The sequence below is a fragment of the Sphingobacterium sp. B16(2022) genome (genome assembly GCF_012030425.1).
In the GTDB taxonomy this organism is placed as follows: Bacteria; Bacteroidota; Bacteroidia; order Sphingobacteriales; family Sphingobacteriaceae; genus Sphingobacterium; species Sphingobacterium anhuiense.
The window spans coordinates 482,487-507,466 of the sequence record NZ_JAAUVN010000001.1 but is presented as its reverse complement, the minus strand read 5'-3'; the positions used below and the strand labels follow the sequence as shown (position 1 = coordinate 507,466).

General features: G+C 38.9%; 21 protein-coding genes. 14 read left to right on the top strand and 7 right to left on the bottom strand.

What is annotated here, in order from left to right; translation table 11 throughout:
• The first annotated feature begins 46 nt into the window (after positions 1–46).
• The 7 genes from HCX49_RS02325 to HCX49_RS02295 all read left to right on the top strand — a co-directional run bounded on the left by HCX49_RS02325 (position 47) and on the right by HCX49_RS02295 (position 10,703).
• Positions 47–895, top strand: coding sequence for an ROK family protein (locus HCX49_RS02325; protein WP_168126022.1), 849 nt, complete (start codon positions 47–49; stop codon positions 893–895).
• Entirely contained in the window at positions 892–2,181 is a 1,290-nt protein-coding gene (locus HCX49_RS02320) for a sugar porter family MFS transporter (protein WP_168126021.1), read from the top strand. Before HCX49_RS02325 ends, HCX49_RS02320 begins: the two co-directional genes overlap by 4 nt.
• Positions 2,182–2,433: 252 nt before the next feature.
• Positions 2,434–5,544, top strand: coding sequence for a SusC/RagA family TonB-linked outer membrane protein (locus HCX49_RS02315; RefSeq protein WP_168126020.1), 3,111 nt, complete (start codon positions 2,434–2,436; stop codon positions 5,542–5,544).
• Between the two features lie 79 nt (positions 5,545–5,623).
• Positions 5,624–7,189, top strand: a complete 1,566-nt coding sequence (locus HCX49_RS02310; RefSeq protein ID WP_206368165.1) for a RagB/SusD family nutrient uptake outer membrane protein — start codon at positions 5,624–5,626, stop codon at positions 7,187–7,189.
• Positions 7,190–7,206: 17 nt separating this feature from the next.
• Complete coding sequence (locus tag HCX49_RS02305; RefSeq protein ID WP_168126018.1) at positions 7,207–8,352, top strand: SusE domain-containing protein; 1,146 nt, start codon at positions 7,207–7,209, stop codon at positions 8,350–8,352.
• Between the two features lie 6 nt (positions 8,353–8,358).
• Complete coding sequence (locus HCX49_RS02300) at positions 8,359–9,495, top strand: glycoside hydrolase family 76 protein (RefSeq protein WP_168126017.1); 1,137 nt, start codon at positions 8,359–8,361, stop codon at positions 9,493–9,495.
• Positions 9,496–9,500: 5 nt separating this feature from the next.
• Positions 9,501–10,703 (top strand): glycoside hydrolase family 76 protein, encoded by a 1,203-nt coding sequence (locus HCX49_RS02295; protein ID WP_168126016.1) that lies wholly within the window; start codon positions 9,501–9,503, stop codon positions 10,701–10,703.
• Between the two features lie 167 nt (positions 10,704–10,870).
• On the opposite strand, the gene HCX49_RS02290 is transcribed toward HCX49_RS02295, so the two are convergent.
• The gene (locus HCX49_RS02290) at positions 10,871–11,689 is read right to left on the bottom strand and encodes an alpha/beta fold hydrolase (protein ID WP_168126015.1); all 819 of its coding nucleotides are present in this window, start codon (positions 11,687–11,689) and stop codon (positions 10,871–10,873) included.
• A 497-nt stretch (positions 11,690–12,186) separates the two neighbouring features.
• Here HCX49_RS02290 and HCX49_RS02285 point away from each other — a divergent pair, with 497 nt between their 5' ends.
• From HCX49_RS02285 to HCX49_RS02255, 7 genes are all read left to right on the top strand, one after another.
• Complete coding sequence (locus HCX49_RS02285) at positions 12,187–13,332, top strand: TlpA family protein disulfide reductase (protein WP_132771300.1); 1,146 nt, start codon at positions 12,187–12,189, stop codon at positions 13,330–13,332.
• A gap of 28 nt (positions 13,333–13,360) precedes the next feature.
• The gene (locus HCX49_RS02280; protein WP_132771299.1) at positions 13,361–13,747 is read left to right on the top strand and encodes a hypothetical protein; all 387 of its coding nucleotides are present in this window, start codon (positions 13,361–13,363) and stop codon (positions 13,745–13,747) included.
• Between the two features lie 23 nt (positions 13,748–13,770).
• Complete coding sequence (locus tag HCX49_RS02275) at positions 13,771–14,310, top strand: GNAT family N-acetyltransferase (RefSeq protein ID WP_132771298.1); 540 nt, start codon at positions 13,771–13,773, stop codon at positions 14,308–14,310.
• A gap of 12 nt (positions 14,311–14,322) precedes the next feature.
• Complete coding sequence (locus tag HCX49_RS02270) at positions 14,323–14,784, top strand: hypothetical protein (protein WP_168126014.1); 462 nt, start codon at positions 14,323–14,325, stop codon at positions 14,782–14,784.
• A gap of 564 nt (positions 14,785–15,348) precedes the next feature.
• On the top strand, positions 15,349–16,155 hold the full coding sequence (locus tag HCX49_RS02265; protein ID WP_132771296.1) for an AraC family transcriptional regulator: 807 nt from the start codon (positions 15,349–15,351) through the stop codon (positions 16,153–16,155).
• 295 nt (positions 16,156–16,450) lie between these two features.
• On the top strand, positions 16,451–17,059 hold the full coding sequence (locus tag HCX49_RS02260; protein ID WP_021189097.1) for a hypothetical protein: 609 nt from the start codon (positions 16,451–16,453) through the stop codon (positions 17,057–17,059).
• A 125-nt stretch (positions 17,060–17,184) separates the two neighbouring features.
• Positions 17,185–17,856 (top strand): formylglycine-generating enzyme family protein, encoded by a 672-nt coding sequence (locus HCX49_RS02255; RefSeq protein ID WP_237682702.1) that lies wholly within the window; start codon positions 17,185–17,187, stop codon positions 17,854–17,856.
• On the opposite strand, the gene HCX49_RS02250 is transcribed toward HCX49_RS02255, so the two are convergent.
• The 6 genes from HCX49_RS02250 to HCX49_RS02225 form a co-directional block, all read right to left on the bottom strand.
• Positions 17,853–18,728 (bottom strand): thiol-activated cytolysin family protein, encoded by an 876-nt coding sequence (locus HCX49_RS02250; protein WP_206368153.1) that lies wholly within the window; start codon positions 18,726–18,728, stop codon positions 17,853–17,855. The two genes, HCX49_RS02255 and HCX49_RS02250, sit on opposite strands and share 4 nt — an antisense overlap.
• A 7-nt stretch (positions 18,729–18,735) precedes the next feature.
• Positions 18,736–19,290 carry a hypothetical protein gene (locus HCX49_RS02245; protein WP_168126012.1) on the bottom strand — a complete coding sequence of 185 codons (555 nt, stop codon included), beginning with the start codon at positions 19,288–19,290 and terminating at the stop codon, positions 18,736–18,738.
• A 735-nt stretch (positions 19,291–20,025) separates the two neighbouring features.
• Positions 20,026–21,168 (bottom strand): AhpC/TSA family protein, encoded by a 1,143-nt coding sequence (locus HCX49_RS02240; protein WP_132771280.1) that lies wholly within the window; start codon positions 21,166–21,168, stop codon positions 20,026–20,028.
• Positions 21,169–21,195: 27 nt separating this feature from the next.
• Positions 21,196–22,629, bottom strand: a complete 1,434-nt coding sequence (locus tag HCX49_RS02235; RefSeq protein WP_165905940.1) for a PKD-like family lipoprotein — start codon at positions 22,627–22,629, stop codon at positions 21,196–21,198.
• A 19-nt stretch (positions 22,630–22,648) separates the two neighbouring features.
• Positions 22,649–23,455, bottom strand: coding sequence for a DUF4843 domain-containing protein (locus HCX49_RS02230; RefSeq protein WP_168126011.1), 807 nt, complete (start codon positions 23,453–23,455; stop codon positions 22,649–22,651).
• Between the two features lie 12 nt (positions 23,456–23,467).
• On the bottom strand, positions 23,468–24,961 hold the full coding sequence (locus tag HCX49_RS02225; RefSeq protein WP_132771277.1) for a RagB/SusD family nutrient uptake outer membrane protein: 1,494 nt from the start codon (positions 24,959–24,961) through the stop codon (positions 23,468–23,470).
• Positions 24,962–24,980 lie beyond the last annotated feature (19 nt).

Genomic DNA, 24,980 nt, shown 5'->3' with positions numbered 1-24,980 from the left:
ATCGGCAATCCCTACTTCCTTTTCATGGCTCAACAAATACTGCACTATGAAAGATAACATTACAATCTGTATCGATATCGGCGGTTCACACCTGACGGCAGCATCCCTTAAAAAAGAAAGAAAACAATATTTTCCCATCAAAGAGATGCAAGGTGATGTGGACAGTGCAGCAAGCCGTGATATTATTTTAGCGCAGTGGGACCAAATCATCCAATCGGTCTGGAACAGTGAACATGAAAAAATTGATGCCATGATCGTCTCTATTCCAGGACCTTTTGATTATGAAAATGGGATCTGCCTGATGGACGGCATGCATAAGTATCAGTCCCTATTGCAGATGGATATCAAATCTCATTTTATGAAACAATATGGTGTCTATGGAGAAAATATCAAATTTATCAACGATGCAAAAGCATTTCTACTGGGCGAACTTTATCACCATAACCTGCAAGACAAACGGATTGCAGGTCTAAGTCTTGGGACAGGTTTAGGATCGGCTTTTTACACCGACAAACAGGTCAGCGACCTAAATTATGGGTCGGCACCATTCCGTACAGGTATAGCCGAAGATTTTATCTCCACCAGAGGTATACTTTCGCATCTCAAGCAAAATGGAACAGATGGAATAGCGCATATCAAAGCGCTGGTCGACAACGAAAAATTGATTCAGGAACGGACAGCAGCCTTTTCATTTCTTGCAGAAGCCTTAGTCGATTTTATCAAACTCCACATCCTTACGCTTAAACCAGAAGGGTTGATTTTAGGCGGAAGTATTGCCAAATCGCATCACCTTTTTCTCCCGGCCGTTCAAAAAGAAATCAACATGCCCATATATGTTGCCTCATTTAACAGCTGGAATTTATTTTTAGGATTAGCAACCTCACTTAGCTTATGAAAAATGTTTGGAAGTTTTCATTAATAGCTGCCCTAGGCGGCTTTTTATTCGGTTTTGAAACTGCAGTAATTTCAGGTGCCGAACAGATCATTCAAAAACTGTGGCAACTCGATGCTTTCTGGCATGGACTGACAGTTTCCATATCACTAATCGGAACCATCGTGGGCGCTATTGTCGCTGGCCGTTTTTCAGAACGTTACGGCCGAAAACCCGTCCTGAGCGCCATCGCACTTTTATATCTGCTCTCGGCCATTGGCTGTGGTGCCTCCCCTTTTTGGAGCTTGTTTCTACTCTTTAGATTCCTAGGGGGCCTAGCCGTTGGTATCAGTTCGGTGGTCGGACCTGTTTATATTTCCGAAATATCACCGGCCAAAGACCGAGGTAAATTAACAGGGCTCTTTCAGATTATGATCGTAAGTGGGATACTTGTGGCTTATTGTACCAATTTTCTTTTTGCAGATACCGGGGATCATGCTTGGCGGTATATGCTTGCCATCATGGCTTTACCTGCCGGAATCTTTTACGTACTCCTGAAAAAAATTCCAGAAAGCCCACGTTGGCTCGCTTTACATCGCAATATCGATGAAGCAAATGCCGTATTCCATACACTGGGACAATCGGCTCTGACACAAACGCAGCAGACCGAAAATACCCGTCATTCACCTTCTCTGTGGCAGAAGAAGTATTATAAACCGATTGCTTTTGCCGTACTTCTCGCATTTTTTAATCAGATGACCGGTATCAACGCGATCCTGTATTACGCTCCCCGCATCTTTGAAATCGCAGGTTTTGAAGCACAGCTCAGTTACCTCCAACCGATCTTTATTGGAGGCACCAATGTGGTATTCACCTTTCTAGGCATGAGTATCATTGACAAATTTGGTAGAAAAAAATTACTCTTGACAGGAGCAGTGGGCATGTTTATATTCCTAATGCTTACCGCTTTCGGTCTCAAATCAGGCCATTCCACCTATCTCTTGTTTTATATCATTGGCTTTATTGGGGCATTTGCACTATCGCAGGGCGCTGTAATCTGGGTATTTCTTGCAGAAATATTTCCTAATGAAATACGCGCCAAAGGTTCTTCACTCGGAAGCACGACACACTGGATATTTGCCGCTATCATTTCCTGGATATTTCCTGTTATCGTAGAAGGAGGAGAAAATGGCGGATTCTATATTTTTCTCTTTTATGGAATAATGGTCGTTCTATCCTTTATTTTCATCCTATTCCTTCCTGAAACAAAAGGCAAAACCCTAGAAGGTATTGATCAGAATACGAACTAACATACCCATAAACAGAAAAAGGGGCAACATACACGTTGCCCCTTTTTTATTATCAATGTTTTCGGTCTTTTTCGCCTGTACATGTAGATCGATATCCTTTTACTCTTTATCGAAATACATTTTTCAAAAAAAATATTCAAAATAATAGGTTATTTCAATAATATATTTAAATTTGTTAAACCGGTTTAGTTATACAGCAAACACGGTTTAGCAATCTAGCTAAAATAACCAACATATAAACTTTTATTCACTATGATTAAAAAGTCAAAATTATTCCTGGTTTCAGGTATACTGCTATTTGGGCATGCCCCTTATATAGCAATATCGAAACCTACTTTCCTCAAATGGACGGCTGCCCAGCAAGCTGTGCAGGGGAAAGTCATCGATGAAAACGGCAAGCCTATTCAGGGAGCTACCGTACTTTTGCTTGGAACCACCACAACAGTGGTGACGAATCCAGAAGGAAGCTTTTCCGTGCCTGGAAAAATTGGAGACCGCATTCGTGTCACCTACATAGGCTACCAAAATGTTGAAATGCGCATCGAAAGCAATGTCATCAGAGTTCAGATGACTGCAGACAGTCAATCGCTCGACGAAGTGATTGTGGTCGGTTACGGCACTACAACCCGTAGATCTGTTGTAGGGGCAGTAGATCAGATCAATGCCAACGCCATTGAAAACAGACCTGTTGCCAACGTTACCCAGGCGCTACAGGGTGCCTCTCCAAGTCTCAACATCCAGCAACGAAGCATGGATCCCAATGACAACACCATGAACATCAACATCAGGGGGATTTCCACCATGAACAGTAACGGTCCACTGGTTGTCATCGACGGTCTGATCTCTGAATCCGGAGCACTCAACAAACTCAATCCAGCAGATATCGAAAGCGTATCTGTACTAAAGGATGCCGGTTCAGCTGCCATTTACGGTTCCAGATCAGCAAACGGAGTATTGCTTGTGACAACAAAATCGGGAGTAAAGAACCGGGCACCACGCGTTACTCTATCTGCGATGGCCGGTATTCAAGATCCTAAAATCCTTTTTTCTCCTATTGCAGGCTACCAAAATGCCACCTTGAAAAATCTTGCCTTAACGAACATTGGTTCAGACCCTGAGTTCACTCCCGATCAGATCATGGATCTCTACAACCATCGCGATGAGGAAGAGTGGAATTATGACCGGATCATGCAGACTGCACTGCAGCAAAATCATAATGTCTCCATTTCTGGTGGTGGTGAGCATTCGACCTATCTTTTCTCCGGAGGCTATCTCAATCAACGGAGCAATTTTGTCGGTAACAAAGACTATGGAATCGAACGCTTCAACCTACGCTCCAACCTCAGCAATGAATTTGGAATCTTCAAATTAAGTAGTATTTTGGCCTATTCCAGAAATAACGGACTGAACACGACAGCTGGCAATGCCATCATCAATTCCTCCCGTATCCCCTCCTACTATTATTATCGGATGCAGGCCGACAATGGCCGCTACCTGATCAATAATGCGCTGACCGATCAGAATCCCTTAGCCGAATTAAGGGAAGGTGGATACCAGAAGAAAGACAATGATTATTTCAATGCCAACATTGCGTTGGATGTGAAACTCATGGAAGGTTTGAAATTGCGCGGGGTTTTCGGTGCAGAACTCACTTCAGATCACCGGTACATCCGACGGATTCAGGTACCGCTGTATTCCAGTGCGGACGCAGAAAAACCTTTGGTATATGTCAATTCAACCCGTAATACCGAAGACTTTAATGAAAAAGTATCCATGCTCAACTATCAATTGTTATTGGATTACAACCGCACCTTTGGCGATCATGAATTCAAAGGTCTTTTCGGGGCTACCAATGAGTCTTTTACCCGCCGGCAAAATGAAATCAAATTGCAGTTCACCGATCCGATCTTAGGTACACCAACCACAGGAACCATCATCGATCCTTCCAGTAGAACCACACCCGAAGGCACCGAAGAGACGAGCATTACATCACTCATCGGAAGATTAAACTATGCGTATGCCCAACGTTATTTTATGGAAGCCTCTTTCCGTTACGACGGCTCTTCCAAATTTGCCAAGCATAACCGCTGGGGCTTCTTCCCATCGCTATCGCTCGGCTGGCGCATCTCGGAAGAGGGTTTTATGGAATCCTATAAAGAACGTGTCGGTGATCTAAAACTCCGTTCTTCATACGGTATATTGGGAAATCAAGATATTCCTCCTTATCAGTACCTCACCCGCTATACACCGGTCAATAACAGTTACGGCTTCAACAACGAAGCTGTCAGTGGAGCTGGGTTTACTTATGCCAATGAAGACCTGCGCTGGGAAAAAACGCATAATTTCAATATCGGATTAGATGCCTCATTCTTTCATAACAGTCTGACCGCCAGCTTCGATTATTTCCATAAAAATACAAGTGATATCCTCATCACTCCAACGATTCCATCAACATTTGGAACGGGACCTGCCAAGACTAATATTGGAAAGATGAAAAATCAAGGATGGGAATTTGTACTGTCCTACAGAACGAAAACCGGTGAATTCCAGCATAATTTCATGGCAAACATTGGAGACTCACACAATGAGGTGACTTATTTTGAAGGAAAAGAGCAGTTCTCCGAATCCGACCGCATCCGAAAAATAGTACGCGAAGGACTACCTTTTAATTCCTACTACGGTTATAAAGTTCAGAACTATTTCAAAAATATACAAGAAATTGAAACCGCAGCATTACCAGTTGGCGTTGCCGCTTCGGATTTGCAACCTGGTGACGTCCGCTATATTGACCGCAATAATGATGGTGTCATAGATTCCAAAGACCGATTTGTCTTGGGCAATGCCTTTCCTCGTTACACCTTTGGATTTACATACGACCTCACTTACAAAAACATCGATTTCAGCATGTTCTGGCAAGGTGTGGGCAGTAGGGATATGATGGTAAGGGGCGAATTGGTCGAGCCGTTCCACGAGAACTACTCCTATGCCATCTATCAGCACCAGCTCGATTATTGGACACCGACCAATACGGGAGCAGCATGGCCAAGGCTCACGGCCGCAGGCTCAGCATCGACTACGAACAATTACCAAACGGAATCAGATATCTTCTTATTCAACGGTAAGTATGCCAGACTGAAAAACCTGCAGATCGGCTATTCCTTGTCATCGAACTTCGCAAGCCGCCTGCATCTGCAAAAGGCACGGATATTTGTGAACGCCCAAAATCTGCTGACACTGAGTCTCAACTCCTGGATCGATCCGGAATCTTCAGAATTTGATGGCAACATGTCAGGGGCAGCAAACAGCGGACGAAACTACCCGACATTAAAATATTACGGTTTAGGAATAGATATTCAGTTTTAAAAATAAGAACATGAACAAAATTTTAAAAATGATGGGTATTACTGGTTTCGTGGTGGCTTTCACAAGCTCTTGCAACAGCATGGATCCCGTCCTGACAAAAGAATTTACAGATGCCACCTATTGGGAATCTGCAGCCAATGCCGAACTGATGGTTAACATGGCTTACAATCAAATGTATTCTGCTGATAAAATGTGGAATGACGAAGCACTCAGTGACAATATCTACGAGGGACGTTCGGCAACCGACCAACGGCTGATCCGAAATGGTTTGGCTAATCCAAACATGCCACGTTTCGCCTCGGAGTGGTCCGATGCCTACGGTGGATTAAAGACCTGCCATGTATTTTTGGCCAATTTGGATCGTGTCCCTGATGGCAACGAAGCCTGGAAAAAAAGAAAATCAGCAGAAATCCGTTTTATACGCGCTTTCATTTACTTTCGTCTTGTCAACTTTTTCGGAGACGTACCATTTTTCACCTCCGATATTACCTTGGCAGAATCAGAAACAATCAAGAGAACCCCTAAAGCAACTATACTTGCCTTTATCCATGACGAGCTCTCCGCCATCAGCATGATGCTTCCAAATCGCAATGAATTAGCTTTAAGTGACCGCGGACGAATCACTAGAGGTGCGGCAATGGCCTTTCAAGCACGAGCATATCTATATGAGAGCAATTGGCAGAAGACAGCTGATTACTGCGACAGTCTGATGCAAAATCAGGGTGTCTACGGCACTTATGCCCTATTCAATAGCTATGAAGGTCTTTTTCAGCCCGCCAATGAATACAATCAAGAAGTCATCTTAGATTATGCTTATGTTCCGGGTAAAAAACAATGGAATAAACTTTACGATGCAGCCCCCCTATCTGCCGGTGCTCGCCTCAATGCTTATGCGCCACTTCAAAGTTTAGTCAATAACTACTTAACCACAAAGGGTATTCCGATAACAGAAGATGCTGCCTATTCGGACAACAATCCCTATGTTAATCGCGATCCCCGTATGTCGGCAACGATTGTCTTCCATGGTGGCAAGTGGACCGACTTTAATGGAACGATACGTACCATCTATACAAAACCAGGTACAGGAAGCAACGATACCGAAAAAGCAGATGTATATATAAATGCTAGTGCAAATTCCTCCCCAACAGGTTATTATGTCAAGAAATATTATGATCCATCCGTAACCCAGGATTACAACTCAGGCCTCAATATCATTATGTTCCGTTATGCCGATGTCCTGTTGATGTATGCCGAGGCGCAGCATCAATTGGGTAAGATGGATGCCAGCGTCTGGAACCGTACAATCCGCCCCATCCGAGATAGAGCCAAATTTACAGCAGCATCAGCACTCGATTTCCCTACAGGAATAAGTGCGGCAGCACTTACTACCCTGATTCGTAATGAACGTCGAAGCGAGCTCGCACTGGAAGGCTTACGCTATTACGATATCGTACGCTGGAAAGCTGGAAAAACTTACTTAGACGGTACCGTCACCGGAGCAAAATTCGCCAATGGCAACTCGGATTATATCCGCCTTGATAACCGCAGGTTTGATGACAGCAGAGATTACCTCTGGTCGGTACCACGTGCCCAAATGGATCTGAACAAAAATTTGTTACCCAATAATCCGGGTTACGCAAACTAATTTAATCGCATAAAATCATGAAAAAAACAGCAATATTAATCTGGCTTGCCGCCGTTATAGCCACCTTAGGATCTTGTAAAACCGACAACATCGCCTATACAGATGTACAGGTCACAGCAGTCGACAACTTATTTGAACCTTTCGACAATAAAGCCGTTAAACTGGTAAGCGCAGCCTCTGCATCACTCTTCTTTGAATGGGAAGCGGCACTGACCGAAGACGGCGGGGCTCCACAATATGAAATCGCCTTTGATGTCGTAGGTGGAGATTTTTCAAAACCGCTCTATAAACTGACCTCAAACAATAAAGGCTATGCGACCAATGCCTATATCACCCATAAAGTGCTCAATTCAGTTGCTTCCCTTGCAGGAATCAATCCGGGAGAAAGTGGTGATGTACAATGGACGATTGTCACTTCCCGTGGTATCAACCGTGTTATTTCACCCGTAGTGCGTAAACTCAAAATCTCAAGCCTCGAAGGATTTGCCGATATTCCAAACGAACTGTATGCTACAGGAGAAGCTTCCGAAGGTGGAGCTGACATCGCCGCTGCCCTTGCTTTTAAACAGACAGCCACAGGTGAATTTGAAATCTACACCAAATTGGAAGCTGGTAAAAAATATGTTTTTGTAGATCGAAAAGATAACGATGCACGCCGCTTCTATTCAGACAACCAGGTCAAACTAAAAGAAGCAACCGAAGATCTCGGTATGGAAGTTACCAAAACTGCGGTATACCGCATCCAAGTAGATTTCAATGTAGCGACCATCAATTTTACTGAAATCAAATCGATCGGTCTTTGGTTTTCGCCAGATAATAAAATTATGTTCAACCTCCCTTACCAAGGCAAAGGTATCTGGTCAGGTACCGGGGTCATTGCTTTCAAGCAAGAAGGCTGGGGAAAAGATGAACGCTACAAATTTCAGTTGGAAACCGTGGCCAACAATAAAAGTGTGATCGAGCAGTTTGGGGCAAAAAATCCAACCGACAGCCGTCCAACGCCTGCCAGTGATCCAGCATACTATTATATTAAATTGCTTAAAGCAGTTACCCAATGGGATGATAAATGGAAATTTGCAAGTGAAGTGGACGGCAAGTCGACAACGGTTAGCGTCATTTTACAAGGAGATAAAGAGTACACCCATCAAGTCACCGTCAACTAACGCATTATGATGAAATCAATGTATATAGGACTGCTCGTCCTCAGCTTGTTCAGCCTCAACAGCTGCAGCAAGATCAACGATGAATATCAGTTCAACGACGAGCTGGATATCACGTGGGATCAGATGGCGCAACAAACTTCAGATGAACTGATCACCCAATTTTGGAACAACGAAGGCTATTTTAACTATGGAAGTGATGGCTCAGATCTAGGTTTCCAGTACTGGCCCAATGCACATGCCATGGATGTGGTCATCGATGCCTATCTCCGTACCCAGGACCCCAAATATAAAGACTACTTCGCCAAGTGGTTTGAAGGTGTCAAAAAGAAAAATGGCAATACGTATGAAAATGTTTTCTATGATGATATGGAGTGGAATGCACTGACCATGCTCCGCCTTTTTGAGATCACAAAAGAGCAAAAGTATATGGATGCAGTTTTGCACCTCTGGAATGATATCTTAAAAGCGTGGAATACCGAATATGCCGGCGGCGGATTAGCCTGGCGCAAGGATATGCTTTATTCAAAAAATGCCTGTTCCAACGGACCTGCAAGTATTCTTGCCGCCCGGTTGTATAAACTCACAAAAGATGAGCAGTACCTGGATTGGGCCATCCGCATCTACGATTGGCAAAAAGAAACCCTTTTTGACAGGGCTACAGGTGCGGTATACGACAATATCAATGGCGAAACCGACGTCATCAATATGACTGCCCTCACCTATAACCAAGGGACATTTTTAGGAACAGCAGTGGAACTTTTTGATATTACGAAAGACCCTCTTTATATGAACGATGCACAAAAAGCATCCAATTATACGATGACCAAATGTATCGATGCCAGTAATAATGTCCTCCGCAATGAAGGAGATGGAGATGGAGCCCTGTTTAAGGGAATCTTTGTACGTTACTTTATTGAATATTTGAAAAGAGATGGTATTAACGAAGCCTTTCGGTCAAAATTTGAAAACTTCATTCGTAACAACGGAAAAGTCGCTTGGCAGCAAGGGCAAGATACGGGGATCCTACTTTTCAGCCCATCATGGACACAAAAACCACTCGGACAGACACAATTAACGAGCCAGTCCAGCGCTGCTATGCTTTTTGAAGGACTGGCATCATTTGAAAAATCAACTAAAAAATAACGAATATGATCAAGCAAATCGTTGGAACAGGGATCGCCCTGTTAATTACAACAGGTCTCTATGCACAACAAGCCAGTGAAAATACCGCTTATCAACGAGCGGTTAAAAGCCTGCAGATAATTGAAAAACTTTATGGTGTAGCAGATGGCAAGCATCTTTTCCGCGAAGTTTATCCTTTTGACCAGACTTACAATGCGAGCTATCTTGGAGATGGAGATAATAGCAAGAAATCAAACCCCTACTCCTATCTTTGGCCATTTTCAGGAAGCTTATCCGCTTACACAGCACTTCTTGAAAAATCAAATGATCCAGAGATCAAAAAGCATATTGACCAAGAGGTGCTTCCGGGACTTGAGAATTACTATGATAAACGTCAACCTGCAGCCTACGCCTCCTATGTAAATAGTGCGCCGACATCAGACCGCTTTTATGACGACAATATCTGGCTGGGTATTGACTTTGCTGACCTCTATTTGCAAAGTAAAAATCCTGCATATTTAGCAAAGTCAAAGGAAATCTGGACTTTTGTAGAAAGTGGTATGGATGACAAGCTCGGTGGTGGTATCTATTGGTGCGAACAACGAAAAGAATCTAAAAACACCTGTTCCAATGCTCCTGCGGTCGTTTATTTACTTAAATTATATGAAGCAACACAAGAAAAAAAGTATCTTACGCAAGCCGTTACACTTTACAACTGGACGATGAAAAATCTCGAGGATCCGGCCGATCACTTATATTGGGACAACATCAACCTGAAAGGGGAAATTCAGAAAACGAAATATCCCTACAATACAGGACAGATGATCCAAGCAGGTGCCTTGCTGTATAAGCTGACCAAAGAAGAAAAATATCTGAAAGATGCACAGCTCTCAGCAAAATCAGCATTGGCTTATTTCTTCTATCCCGCAGGAAATGGAAAGGATAAAACTGCAAACTATCCCGTACTTAAAAAAAGCGACAATTGGTTTATCGCCATCATGCTGAGAGGATTTATTGAGCTTTACCACCAAGATAAAAACAGCCAATATATCCAAGCTTTTCATTCCAATTTGGAACATGCATGGAAAGCCATGCGAGACAAAAACGGTTTATTCGGAACAGAGTGGACTGCAGATGCAAAACCTTCTGATCAGAAATGGCTATTAAATCAATTTGCCCTTGCTGAAATGTATGCCCGTTTATCACAAGTGCCAGACACCCTAAAGTAAATATAACAGATATTCATGCTCTGCATCACAGCAAAAAGCCCGGTCGAAAGATTGGGCTTTTTGTTTTAGCGTGCAATTTGACACTGAACTAAAAATACAGGAAGATGAATCAAATAACATACCGTATTGATATCTTCCCTTACCGACTAAATGAACGGTCGCATCTATTAAGTAAAATGCCCAATTCGCCTGGAGCTTTGCACTCGGCAATACTGTTCATTTAAAAATTGCTTTAAAGTAATGAAGAATAATTCCAGTTGATCTTCATAGGCGACATGTCCTGCAAAAGGAATATTTAAAAGTGCGGCATTATCTATACATTCTGCAACTTCGAAAACACTTTTTCTAGAAAATAAATGATCTTGGTCACCTCTTACAATAAGTGCTGGACAATTGATTTCACTCACCCTTTCATTTGGAAATCCCGTTTCGGTTTTATCCAGCCATAAGGCTACCACTGATTTTATAAGCTTCTCAAAATCAGGCTCAGGATTTAATTTCTGATAGAGATTAAAACTATCTGGAAACTTTTCTTTCCAACCGGCAGCCGTTACATTCAAAAATATTTCTTCGGTTGCTAATAGATCTTTAATGTTCCATGTAGCGCCTATAGTCACAATTTTTTTGATTTTTATAGCATTTTCAATTGCCATTCTGTACGAAATAATTCCACCATCACTAAATCCAATAATTATAATATTATTGATGTTCAAGGACTTTAACAAAGCCTCAATATCAGATTGCAAAAGTTGATAAGTTAGCTTGTCAGATCCAAGTGAAGATTTGCCCTGTCCTCTGCTGTCTATCCCAATTATCCTAAAATCATCTGCTAAAAGTGGAACCAAAACATTAAAATCCTCCATATTTCCTACCCCCCCATGAAGAAAAATTATTACTGGTTTATCAGGATTCCCTATTTCTTCATAGTAAATCTTAGCTTCGCCGGTACAGAAGTACGCCCCCTTTTGATGGTCAAATGTATTCATAAATGTCTTTTTATAATTTTTTTTAGGTGAAGCTCAACTTTCTATTTATTCCTATTCTGATGTTTCTTTGTATCCACTCATCCGCTAAAATACCAAATTCATTTAAAAGATATTTTAATGCAAAAAGTTTTTTTACATACTTCTTCATCTGCACACATGCCAGTATAAGGTCCGGCTGGTTTGAAATAAATGCAAGCATATGAAAATTGTTATATATTTAATAGACATCTGGTCTTTATTTTGTTTATACTGCAACTCTTATGGTAAATTAAGATAATATTTCACATAAAAACACTCCCGTACAATACACCCCACCGGCACTTAAGCGTAGAAGCTTTTTACTGCTGTTAAAAATTTCTATAACAACTGTAACAATAGATTCATAATTCGAGAGTTTAACTAAAAAAAGCTAACTTCATCATATTACTGATCTTCTGGGCTGTATGTAAATTAAGAATTGATTAAGTAAAAAGATACGAATTAATTGAAGCTTTCATATGACAAATAAATTTCTCTTATTATTATCAACTTATCTTTTTGTAATTGTATTAATTTTTATTGATTGTTCCTCGAGTTTTTCTCAGACGGTACAAATAACCGGTAATAGCGAAATATCTGAAGGGAAAGTCATCATTTCTTTTCTTACAAAAAATGGATCGCAGCTAGATTCAATACATATAAGAAACGGAGTCTTCGAAAAGATCATTCCTAAGAGCATTAATGAAAAATATAACATCAGATATGACAAAAATGAGTCATCTTACGATTTTTATATTTCCGAACATGTAACCCATCTTTATTTGGCAACGAATATTCCTCATTCAAAGGTGAAAAATCCATCCAATGCACAATTAGATCAGATCCGATATAATGAACTATTCCTTGATCTTAGAAAAGAGATCGCGCTTACAAATCAACAGCTATCTCATTTTCAGAAAACAAAAGTGTATACAGATTCTATTATCCATTTAGCAAACAAAATGGACTCACTCGAAAATTTGAGAATAACCGCTGCATTAGCCTATTATAAAAAACACCCTTTTTCATTAGCAGCATTAGAGAGCCTAGAGATTTTAATAAAGAGAAAATATGGAAGGGAACGTTACAAAGAGTTTAAACCATTATTTAATTCAAATAATAAAATTTTAAACAGCAACACTAATTATAAATCTATAAAACAATTTATCACCATTTTAGATGACTATCACATTCAAAATAGTGTCAAAAATTACACTGCATCTGATATTAACAGCGATATCATTCATGTTTACCAACTGGCTAAGGATAAGATCCTGTTAATTGATTTTTGGGCGAGCTGGTGTATTCCTTGTCGGGAAGAACATCCACAACTATTAGCATTAAGAGAAAAATATAAAGATAAATTTGAAGTATTATCCATATCCATTGATGAGGATCTTGTCAAGTGGAAGAAGGCTATTTCAGAAGACAAAATAGGCGTTTGGAAACACCTTTCTTATAAGTCAGGTAATCTACAAAATATCAGACGTGAACTCCTCGTCTTTTCTGTTCCGCTAAGATTACTGATAAATGAAAAGGGAGAAATTCTGAATAGATGGGAAGGATCCGACGAATTATTTATAAAAGAAATAGAACAAAAAATCCAGAAATTAATTGAGATTTAGCAAAAACAGATTATAGAACATGATATATATGAAAAAACTAACATTACTTGTCTTCTTATTGTCCATCACTACGATCATCTTTGGACAAGAGGTTGTAGAAACAAAAACTGCTACTGAAAATCCTGCTCAACATCAACAATATACTTATGCATATATTGTAATTAAAGGAAAATTTCTATCAAAAAAACTTAAGGTCAATGTTGATCTTGGTGAAACTGAAGAACAGCTTAAAGCTGGTAAAGAATATTCAGAGTTTCTAACGAATAAAATGTCATATGCCGCCATTCTTAATCATATGGTTGATAATGATTTTGAATTGGTTGAAACATTAGATTACACCACTGTAACTTCTGGTGATGGCGGTACATCTGGAATTGTATTTGTCATGAAAAAGAAGTCCGAAAAGAGAAAATAACCGTGATCTAAACTTTAAAAAATATGAATGACAAAAGTGTAGGGACAAAAGTTAAGGATATCAGTCATCACATGCTATTGAACAATGTCTTATTGAAATATATAGACATTACTGATACGATCAATATCCATAAACTACGCACAGACCCCGAGGTCAATAAATTTATGAAACGAGATCTAAACCAATCCCTCGAAGAGATTCAATTATTTATCAAAAAGCGGATGGATACAACTCATTATTTTACGATCAACATGAGAGATACTCAACAATTTGCAGGTACAATTACAATATGGAGGATCAATATTGAAAAAAAATCCGCAGAGCTGGGCTATGCACTGCTACCTGAATTTCAAGGCCAAGGTTTGATGAGTAGCGCAATACAGCTGGTCCTAAACTATGCTATTTCTACTTTAAAGCTCAACCATATCGAGGCAAAGACAGTTCGAAATAATATAAAGTCCCGTCAACTCCTAGAAAAGAATGGGTTTATCCTATTGCCTGATGTGATTGATGAAAATAACTCGGACAATGTGATTTATACATATAGCATGAAGCAAAACTGATTATAACTAAATATGAAATACCAATTTACATTACCGAACTTTCCGGAGTCAATCTTTGAAATGAAATATTCAACTTGGTTTGGTGAACAATCGTTATACAAAGACGATGTACCCATGGAGCGATCAACGGAAAAAGGAAAACCTTTTTTAATTCCGACTAAATCAGGAGAAATTTTAAAGGCTTATCCCAAAAAAGACTCTCCGAGTATTGTCCAAGCGCTAGAAATCGATCAGAACCAGCACAACATAGTAGAAAAACTGAAGTTGTACGATTTTGCTATTGCACTACTACCCTTCTGTTTGGTTTTTATTTTTAACGGTAAAAGTATCTTCATCGCAATTGCACTCGTAGCATTTCTAAACAATTTGGATATCCTAAGAACTAATAGCACGCAAAAGAATAAATATCTAAAAGTGATCGTTCAAACAGCGGTGATCACTGCACTTTATTTTGTAGCGATACAGTTGTTCTAAGTTTGATAGAGAGGCTACCTTAAGAGGAATGCTATAATACTTCTGCATTCGACAACTCATGAAAATAAGAGATGAAGAAGAATTCGCTCTTTTCCAATAGTCAATTTCTAAAAGAATATCATTCTAATAAATACGATCGGATCGCGCATAGTCTTTAGCAATGATTTAATTACGATGATGAGGACCTTCTATACACCGATATATGCGAGATAACCACCTACTAACATAAATACCACAAAGATAAAGAAAGCACGGATGATCACCGCTCTCGTATTGATTTCCTTTTTCATATTTCAAATATTTATTAAGTTTACTGCGCAACTACTAATGCACCGATTCCTGCTAAAAACACTGTTTTTCAATGATGTCTACAATCATTTTCCGTCAAACATTATATCGACAATCTGTACCTAAAGTTAATATATAAATAATTTAAACCCAAAAAAATCAGACCTATTTATAAAATAACACTTTGATTATTTAAGATAATTGTTGAATTTGGATCAAAACAAAAAACATTCATGTAGATAAAACAAATGGATTAAATGCATAACTATACTTAAAATGGGAAAGAAAAATATAGCTTTTTTTGAACAAGAGCACTTTAATAAAATAAAGGAATATAGATTTACTCCAGACCCATTTCTTCAAGAATATGTCAAAGAGTTTATGATAGTGGAAACTCCTGATTTAGTAAATTTAGAAACGCTTCCCAGCACATCAGTATCATTGAACTATATTTTGAATGGTGCAGTCACATTGAAGCAAAAAAATCAGGAGGTGATCGATTTACCCAAAGCTTTCGCTTTTGGGATCGCCCGCACTTCACTCCATTTTGAATTCTCAAAGTGCACCACTTTATTTGTCATTATCTTTAATCCCGGGATGGCATCCGCATTGATTAATACCCCCATAAATGAGTTTTTTGAGACATTTATACCATTTGATAATTTTTTTAACCGGCATCAAATTTCCTGCTTAAATAAAATTTTCTCTAAAAAAAATGAATACGAACTGATGGTCGAAAAAATAGAAAGGTTTCTGCTTGTGGAATTATTGTGTGCCCATACGGATGGCATTATTAAAGAAGCGATCCGTGAAATTATTGACTCCCAAGGTTCTATTCCGATCAAAAAACTATTAGGTCAACTGCAGATTAGTAGAGACTCATTTGAAAAAAAATTCAGAAAACAAGTTGGCACTTCACCAAAACAGTTTTCAAACATTGTGAGATTTAGAAATTTATTCGAAAATGATCACAAGAAAACGAATTTAACTGCAATCGGGTTAAATGCAGGATACTATGACCAGTCTCACTTTATAAAAGATTTTAAAGCCATTACGGGCAAAAAACCATCATCTTTTTTATAATCTCTAATCCGTACTTTACGTCATCAAGATTAATATATCTTGATTGGTAACCACTCCACTTCCCGTACTGTTTCATTAAAATGGATATGCCCCCTCTCCCTTACGAACTCGACATGGTGTTCCCTACGCTTATTCTAACCTGTCAGCTATAAAAAATGATATTTTACAATTTTACACTACTGCAATTTTCGTTCTTTGTTTTGTCGGCCTCCATGTTGTGCACACAGGCTAAGCTGGAAAATAGATCAATTATTAAGGATAACTAAAAATAAACAAGAACAAAATTCAATTTAAGATGAAAAAAAATGCTCAGTTAATAGTCGGATTTTATGCAGGGATAGTAACGATTGCTTTTCTAATGCTTTTTTACTCGTTCAATACATTACATCAAAAGTTTGATGAGATTACAGTCAAACGGATCAATATCGTTGATGATAAAGGCGTAAATAGGATGATTATTTCCAACCAAGAAAGGATGGAGCCACCGATTTTATTCGGAAAAAAATACAAACGCGCATTAAATCCTGCAGGTATCATATTTTATAATGAAAAAGGAGATGAATGCGGCGGATTAGCGATTTCAAAAAATCCGGAAACCAATACTTACGCTTTGGCTTTTGACTATGACAATGCGGATGCAATTGGAATTTTAACACAGCAAAGTAATAAAAACAATCACTATAAATCAGGTATTGTCATCAATGATAAGGATCTTTCTGGTAAAATTGGTGGAAATACGAATAGAATTAATTTAATGACTGACAATGGAAATTCAGGTTTAGTCATTAATGGTCCAGATGAAAAACCACGTATCATCATATCGGTTGACAGTCTGGGCAATCCTCTGTTTAAAATCCTGAATAACGAAGGTAAATTAATTAAAGAAATCAATTCTTCTGAGTAAGTTGTCCTGCTTATACTAAAAATACTATTTTTGATACATACAGCGGGAAACAGATTAATTTTGTAAGTTCGATGTCTGAAGCGATAAGAAAATAAATGGGCGAATTGAATTGAAGCAGCATGGCAATGAAATCAATTTTTTTGGAACAGATGGTGGAGATACCAAGTGGACAGATTGCGTTACGCGATGACAGAACAAAAGAGAAGTGGACGGTAAACATTAAACCATTTCTGCTTCTCAAATTTCCTGTAACGCAGGAACTGTATGTTGAAGTCACCCATACTAACCCAAGTACTTATATCGGAAATTCCCTTCCTGTTGAAACCGTAACATTCAAAGACGCTGTGATTTTTTGCAACAAGCTCTCTTCTCTAAACAAATTAGAACCATATTATAAAATTAACGCTGAAAATGAAGAAATAACCTATGATGAAACAGCAGCCGGATTTCGCTTACCAACAGAAGCAGAATGGGAGTATGCCTGTAAAGCAGGAACAACTGGAGTTCGATATGGCAAATTAGAATCAATTGCATGGTATAAGGACAATTCAGAGCATAAAACTCAAAATGTAGGACAAAAGGCCCCAAACCCCTGGGGACTTTACGATATGTTGGGCAATGTATGGGAATGGTGCTCCGATCTATACGATACCGAGGTATATGGGTCCTACCGTATTTTCCGCGGTGGCGGTTTTTGTGACACAGAAAGGAGCGTAATGGCAACAACACGCAGAAGAAGTCATCCGTCAAAATTTAAAATTGACGACCTAGGATTTAGAATTGCGAAAAATAGTTAGTATGTATTAGAAAAAATTTGATTGTTTCTGAGGTAAGCAGCACCAAAGGAGATCGGAAGTCCAGGACTACTAAAGTCTTTTTTAGCGTCGATATAATCTAGAACCTCTTCTAACATCCTACTAGAGTCAACATCAATTACATCTTGGCTACCGAGCAACGCTACCCGGAAGGTGCAATTGGCCAAAACACCTTTTTCCTGATTTGACAGTTCCTTCCTTGTCAAAATAGCAGATAGGGCATTTTTCACTTGAGATGAATCTAAATTGGATTCAACAAGAACAATCGCCCTGCGACCAAAAGAAAGGGTATTCACATAAATAAGCTCATTGCTATTATAGCGGTCAAGCAGTGCATTATTAGTTTTAAATTTACCTTCGGCAGGTAGATCCATTTCAGCAGTAAAAGCCACACGCTCCATATTTACAGCGAGTAATGTTTGTGGTTTTTCATCAGGATCAGAAACTGAAAACCAATCCGCTACATCAATCTTCTGACCAAAGTAATGCGCAACATCTCCATAGCTCTTCAAGTCTTTGATACTAAAGGAGAAGCTGTTTTCACTATGAGGAACGCTATTTGCAATCTGCTGTGCTTCCTCAATTACATTATAAAAGGCTGCTTTTTCAGATTTGATGATTTTACTCTTTAACTTAATCCTTCCAAAACTGACAACAATATCATCCTGAATAATCGGCAAGACATCGTGAGTTTTAGTATTGATTAAACTTTCTTGCAGCAACGCTCCCAAATAAAGTTGATCAGGAGATTTTGCAGTAATTACAGTAGAATTTTGATCTTGAGCAAATACAAAAATTGATAACATCATTCCAATGAAGGAAAATAAAATATGTAATGGCGGGTATTTTATCATAACAAGTCTAATTATATAAGAGGTCAAACGTCAACCAGGTTAAGCTGGACAACTGGTCTGTCTTCGAAAATAGAGGATCATCCAAATTCATATGATATTCCTGACCAAGGACAAGTCTGGTTGCGGGTGTTTGATCCTTTTTTTTCGCATAAAACGTCATGTTTAATTTGAAATCTTTCTCGCTCGATTTTTCTCCTAATTGTTTCCACGATTGCTTATCTCCTAGCTGAAGATACAGCTTGTCCCCCTCCCATTTTGATTTGAATTTTTCCACGATATCAAAAGGCTTTAACAGGAATGTGGAGTCATTTTTAAACACGATTGCTTCAGGAATTGAAAATGCGATCCGGTCACCAAAATAATTTTCAATCTCACTTTCTTTCAGCGGAGTAACATCTCCAGAGCTGATTACATGATTGAAGACTGCAATTTTTTTAGAACCTAACGTTAGTTTTATATCTGGATGGGTAGTTGGCGGCTCTATTATTGGATTGATAATTTCTTCATTGCTTTTGCAACCATTCATCACAAAAAATAAAGACATTAAATACAAATATTTCATTTTATCAGATTTGGTTAGCAAGAGTTTCACAATCGAATTCGTTGATTCTGTATGTTCCAAGAATCGAAGAAGTATCCATAATTTTCTCAAATATGGGAAAAAATATATATTAACAAAAACTATTCAAAAAATGGCCGCTAAAACTGTTCTAATCACAGCTACATTTAACTTCAAAACAGTGCATTCTCATTGTCAATATTCTTGAGATCCCGCCTACTAAACTGATTACAGATAAACAAAGGAACATGAATCGCCTGCCATTTCAAATTGAATATGGAGGGATTATTTTATATAAAAAAGCATCAAAAATATTTTTTTATGAACCTTTTTAGGAGACAGTTGTTTTATTATTGAAAACTATAGCAAACCTGCTTTTTATAAAGCAGAAAATAAATCGACGTAGTACAGTAAAAAATCCAAATGAACCCAAAACTTTTGGATGACGAAACAAAAAAGAGGAAACGATAAGAAACATATTAAAGTTACTGTACATCAAAACGTCAAGATAAAGGGTCTAATGAAAATTAGGCCCTTTTGACTTTACAAGAAAGGGTAGCATACCGCCACCCTTTTAATAATAATAAAATTTTTGATGAATTTAATAACTACTGTTCCCTAACAACGTACTTATCAAGCAACTAACCATTACACTTGTCAATGCCATTAAAAACAGATCTCCCAATAGCAAGCAATAAGCTTAAATTTTAACAAAAAAGTGTACTTTATAAAGCATTATCAATTACCAAATACCTTTGCCAATTCGGTGTGTAAGTTATCGCCTTTTAAATTGATTGCAACAATAGTTCCTTGCGGATCCACCAGATAATTCTGCGGAACAGCCCTTACCCCATATAAAACTGCTGCGTCGTTAGACCACCCTTTCAAGTCAGCAACCTGGATCCATGGCATGCCATCATCTTCTATTGCTTTTAGCCAAGCATTCTTTCCTTTAGTATCATCTAGAGAAACAGCCAATACCTCTAAGCCTTTATTCTTATATTTGTGATATGCTTTAACCAAATTCGGGTTCTCAGCACGGCATGGGCCGCACCAGCTGGCCCAAAAATCGATCAAGACATATTTCCCTTTAAAATCGGAAACCTTAACCATTTTACCTTTGGTATCCGGTTGTGAAAAATCGGGAGCTTTACTGCCGATCTTTATGCTTCGCTCCGCTAAAAACCGTGCCTCCAACTGGCGCGCTGTAGTAAGCTGGCGTACCTCCTTCGATAGTTTTAAAAATATCGGCTCAATTTCAGAAAGCTTTCGTTTATTGGAAGCATCTACTAACGCATCAATTGAAAATATAGAGTTCGGATTATTTTCTGCGAAGACTAATTCCTTTACCCGACGCGCCTCAAATTTGGCTTCAAATTTTTCATGAATAGCTTGATATTGTTCATTTGCATCAGCAGCGTCTTTGTTTACTGCAGAGAATGCCTTATTGCCAGCGTCAATGATATCCATAAATCCTCCGCCTATTTCTTTTAAATATGCACTATATTCATCATGAATGGCTGATCCTTTAATTGAGGCCGTACGTAAAGAATCCTTAATCGTAAAATTATAATTCTCGTTGCCGAGGTAAAAGTATAAACGATCGCCCACATTTTGTGCCATCAGCTTCCCAGTTCCTTCTTGATCAAGAACCATTCTGGAATAAATAGGTTCATCGACCGTACCTTGCAAACTGAATTTTCCATTCACAATCTGGACAGAATCCAATGCTGGAAATCCATCTTTCGTATAGTCCAGATAGATCATCTTACCGTTAAACATTTTAGAAGCTGTTCCTTTAATCTGAAAAGCAGTCTCTTGTGCAAACAACAATGTTGGTGCTGCTGCCAGTATGATGGCAGCAATTTTTAAAATTTTCATATGTATAATTTAGCTATAGTTTATTACTTATTTCCTCCAGGTTAGGTCTACTATGTCGCCTGGTATTCCATCAATTTTCTTAAGGAGCTGTCCATCTTTTCCTACCTGAATATCCAGATAGTAGAGTGAGCTTCCAGCTCCAACTATAAGTGTATTTTCGTCATCGTCCAATTTCAATAAACTAACAGGCGACTGTATATTAACTTTTAATTCCTGCACCTGTTGATTGAGCGGATTATAACGGAACACTTTGTTTTGATAACCCACATAAATATATCCAATCCGACTAGCCACCATTTTAGTATTTGCATTGATCCATTCCTGATGTACAAAAAGCTTTTTATGATTTGCGGTAACTAAAAATGGTCCATTAAAATTAGCTGTAAACTTCAGTTCATAAACTTTACCTGAATTATCTTTCACAAAAGCATAAGTGTCCTTATTATTGATCTGCACCATGTGTAACAGATCCATCCTCACCTGGCTAGGATCAAATATTTCTGGATTCACGCTCGTATATTGCGTACCAAAATACATGGGTGAACCATATATATTGATCCGGATAAATTGTTTTTTATTTTTGTCAAAACCGATAATACTGAAATTATTGTCCACCGATGATAGGACAAATTGTGACGCCAGCTCATAATCACCATCTGCAAACGTTCCAAACATACCATAGGTTACCGATTGATCCCATGTAGTCGTTGCTCCACCATAAAATTTACCATTGATCACACCCAATAATGCCCCAAACGGATAAGTTTGTAAACTTCCGACATCGATACGTGGCGGTGCTAAGAAAAAGTTGTCATGCAATGTCCCCGGTTTCAAGGTCTCCTTCTTCAAATTATTCACATCCAGTCTAACTCCACCGTTTTTTGAAATAATCCAATATCCTAACGGAGTATTTCCTGTAAACTGATTCCTGACATAATGGATATGTAATGGATTAGCCGGAAGATTTTCACCATTAATGATTTCGTAAATATTAGCCTGAACCGAATGATCAGGTTTTATAAAAGAGAGCTTACTAATACCATTATCGACCGACAGCACCAATGATCCTCTCGAAAATGCTGTCACCCCTTGAATATGAAAATTATAGAAATATTTCATCCCATTTTCCTTGTTTGTAACGGTCAGTCTTGCGCGATAACGCTTAGCTTCCAAACCAAAAGCGATCCGTAGTGCTTGTCCTTCGTAATGATTAGTCTCCGGATTAATTGCTTCAGGAACATCAATTCGCCAGTTGCACTGTACCGAACCTGGATCAATTCCTAAAATTTTTGGACTAATGATCAAGCTGTCACCCACTGAAGCCTCATACAGCGTATCCAGCCCCGTGATTTGAGGTTCCTGCGGTAATGCAATGTTATAGTTACCTTTATCTTTATAGCAGCTGTATAAAGTTGCTATAACCATCACAATGCAAACAGATGCGAAGAACCCTTTCCTCATAAAAATATTTATAGCCATATTACCTCACCTCCTTTCCTGTTTCATCAATAAAAAAATACTTACCCGAACCTGCATTTTTCCTTAACAATATGGTTCGATTTGGATTATCCACATGGTAAAAGACATAAGTCTGCCCATCATCAGTGGACTCCAGTTTATAGTCCTTTTCAGGATGATCCTGAACCCACTTGAAGGGATCATTTAACATGATTAGCAATAAATTTGCGAAATAGAGATTTTTTGGTGCATCTATGCCCTGCATCGACAAAGTGCGCTGTTCTGTTACAAGCAAAAACAATTGATGTTTTACCCTGGAATAATTATCCAACCACATGGACCACCATTGGGGCTGTTCCAATTGTGCGGAGAGGATGATCCGGGCACGAATAAGGTTTTTATTTTCCGTCCCCAAATCCGTACTTGCTTTGAGTTTGATTATTAGAGACACGGCATGAGTTTCCAGGTCCTTGACGTTATGAATGATAATGGGTAAAAAAGTTTGTCCAGCTCCTTCCATAAGCGGATAGTCTGGCTTCAATTTGTCGTAATGAATCTCCGCTTGAGCTGTTGAAGAATCATTTTCTATATACGCCTGGAAGCTTCTTGATTTTTCATCCCGGTACCCCATTAATTTGACCGGTAGAAAGATCGTATCAGTAGCCTTAGTCATATCATATGCAAAAGTGTACACCATACTGTCACGATCTGCAGCAGTCAGATTAAAATAAATATTTGCTGGCCGGTCATACGTCATGACCGATACTTTTTTGCAAGAAAAGAACATAGAAATGCCAAGTGTCATGATTAAAAATGTAGTATATTTCATTTTGATGTTCAATTATCTTTGTCCATAAATTATTTCATCATCAGGAAGCGGCCACGTAAATACCTGCTGGTTCACGGGTATTAAAGCTCCCTGCTGACCAACTATAGGTTGATTTAATCGTTTATATGCAAAAAATAGCTGCCCCTCCGCATACATTTCCTTACGATACTCCTTTATCAGCACCTGACGAAAAGCAGCTTGGCTCATCATTTCCAGCTTCTGCCCGATTCCCCGATTTTGCCTCACCTCATCTAAATAAGCAAGTGCTTGAGCAGGATCATTGCCAAAAGTGCATTCAGCAGCGATATAATACATTTCACTTAACCTTACTGCTGGGGCGACCAAGTAATGCAAGTTGGCCGAAAAGTTCTCGCTGAAAACATTTCTTCTATATTTGAGCAAAGGAGAAATAAAAGCTGAACCTACGCTTGTACTTCCAAACCACTGCGTATAGCGCATATCGCTCCCTCCAGCCCCACCAACATCATATATAATCTTCGCTTCCTCTTGATCCAGGTACATCCCCGAGTTTCCCTCTGTAAACCACTCGTTATTAAACGTGTTGCTCATTGCAGGGATATACCAAGCAAACAACAATTCTTTATACAGGATACGGTCCTTTTTATCGGCATCAACTGCCAGGAAATCCGTACGATTTGTCCACGGAAACTTCTTTGCAACAATAATTTCTTTGGCATATGCTAACGCTTTTATTTGGTCGCCTTTATACAAATTAACACGAGCAAGTAAGCCACATACCGCAAAATAGTTCAGTCTGTGTCTCCTATTTTGCAAGAAAAGATTTCGGTCGCTGAGTTCCGAATTTTCTAGTGTGTCTGTACTTGTCGGATAACCGACAATGTAGGATTTCTGGCGAATGGGGTCTATTTTTAACAAATCCTTCGCCTGTTCCAAATCACGGATTACGGAGTCCAGCACTTGAGATACAGAGGACAATTTTGTCGATTTGTTGGAATAAGTTGTAACGTATGGTATTGCATCCACTTTATCATTGATAACAGGCGCTGGAGCAAATAATCTCAGGGCATCAAAATGCAGAAAAGCGCGCAAGGCCAATGCCTCCCCTTTAATCAAGGCGTAGTTGTTACCAATAAAAAGATTTTGTTTTTTATCGACTTCGCCTAGAATCAAATTAGCATTGACAATGCCATTATATAAGCCTTTCCATACATCATCCTTACGAGCGGTGAAATTCGCATCGTTGTACCTGAAGTTTTTAGTTTGCTGGTATCTTAATGGGTCATTACTGGGAATGGTATAGTTTTGGACCAATACTTCAGATGTACCGATGGTCAACTCTTTACCATATAAATCACTTTTCGCAGCTCTGGTGTAAACACCTATAAGAGCCTCTTTAAAGCCATCTTCTGTCGAGAACAGAATATTCTTATCCACATCACTTTCAGGCTGTATATCAAGCCATTTCGCACAAGAAAAAAAACCTAAAGTGGAAATAAACATTAGTGTTATATAAATCTTTTTCATTCTTCAATTAGTATAAGTC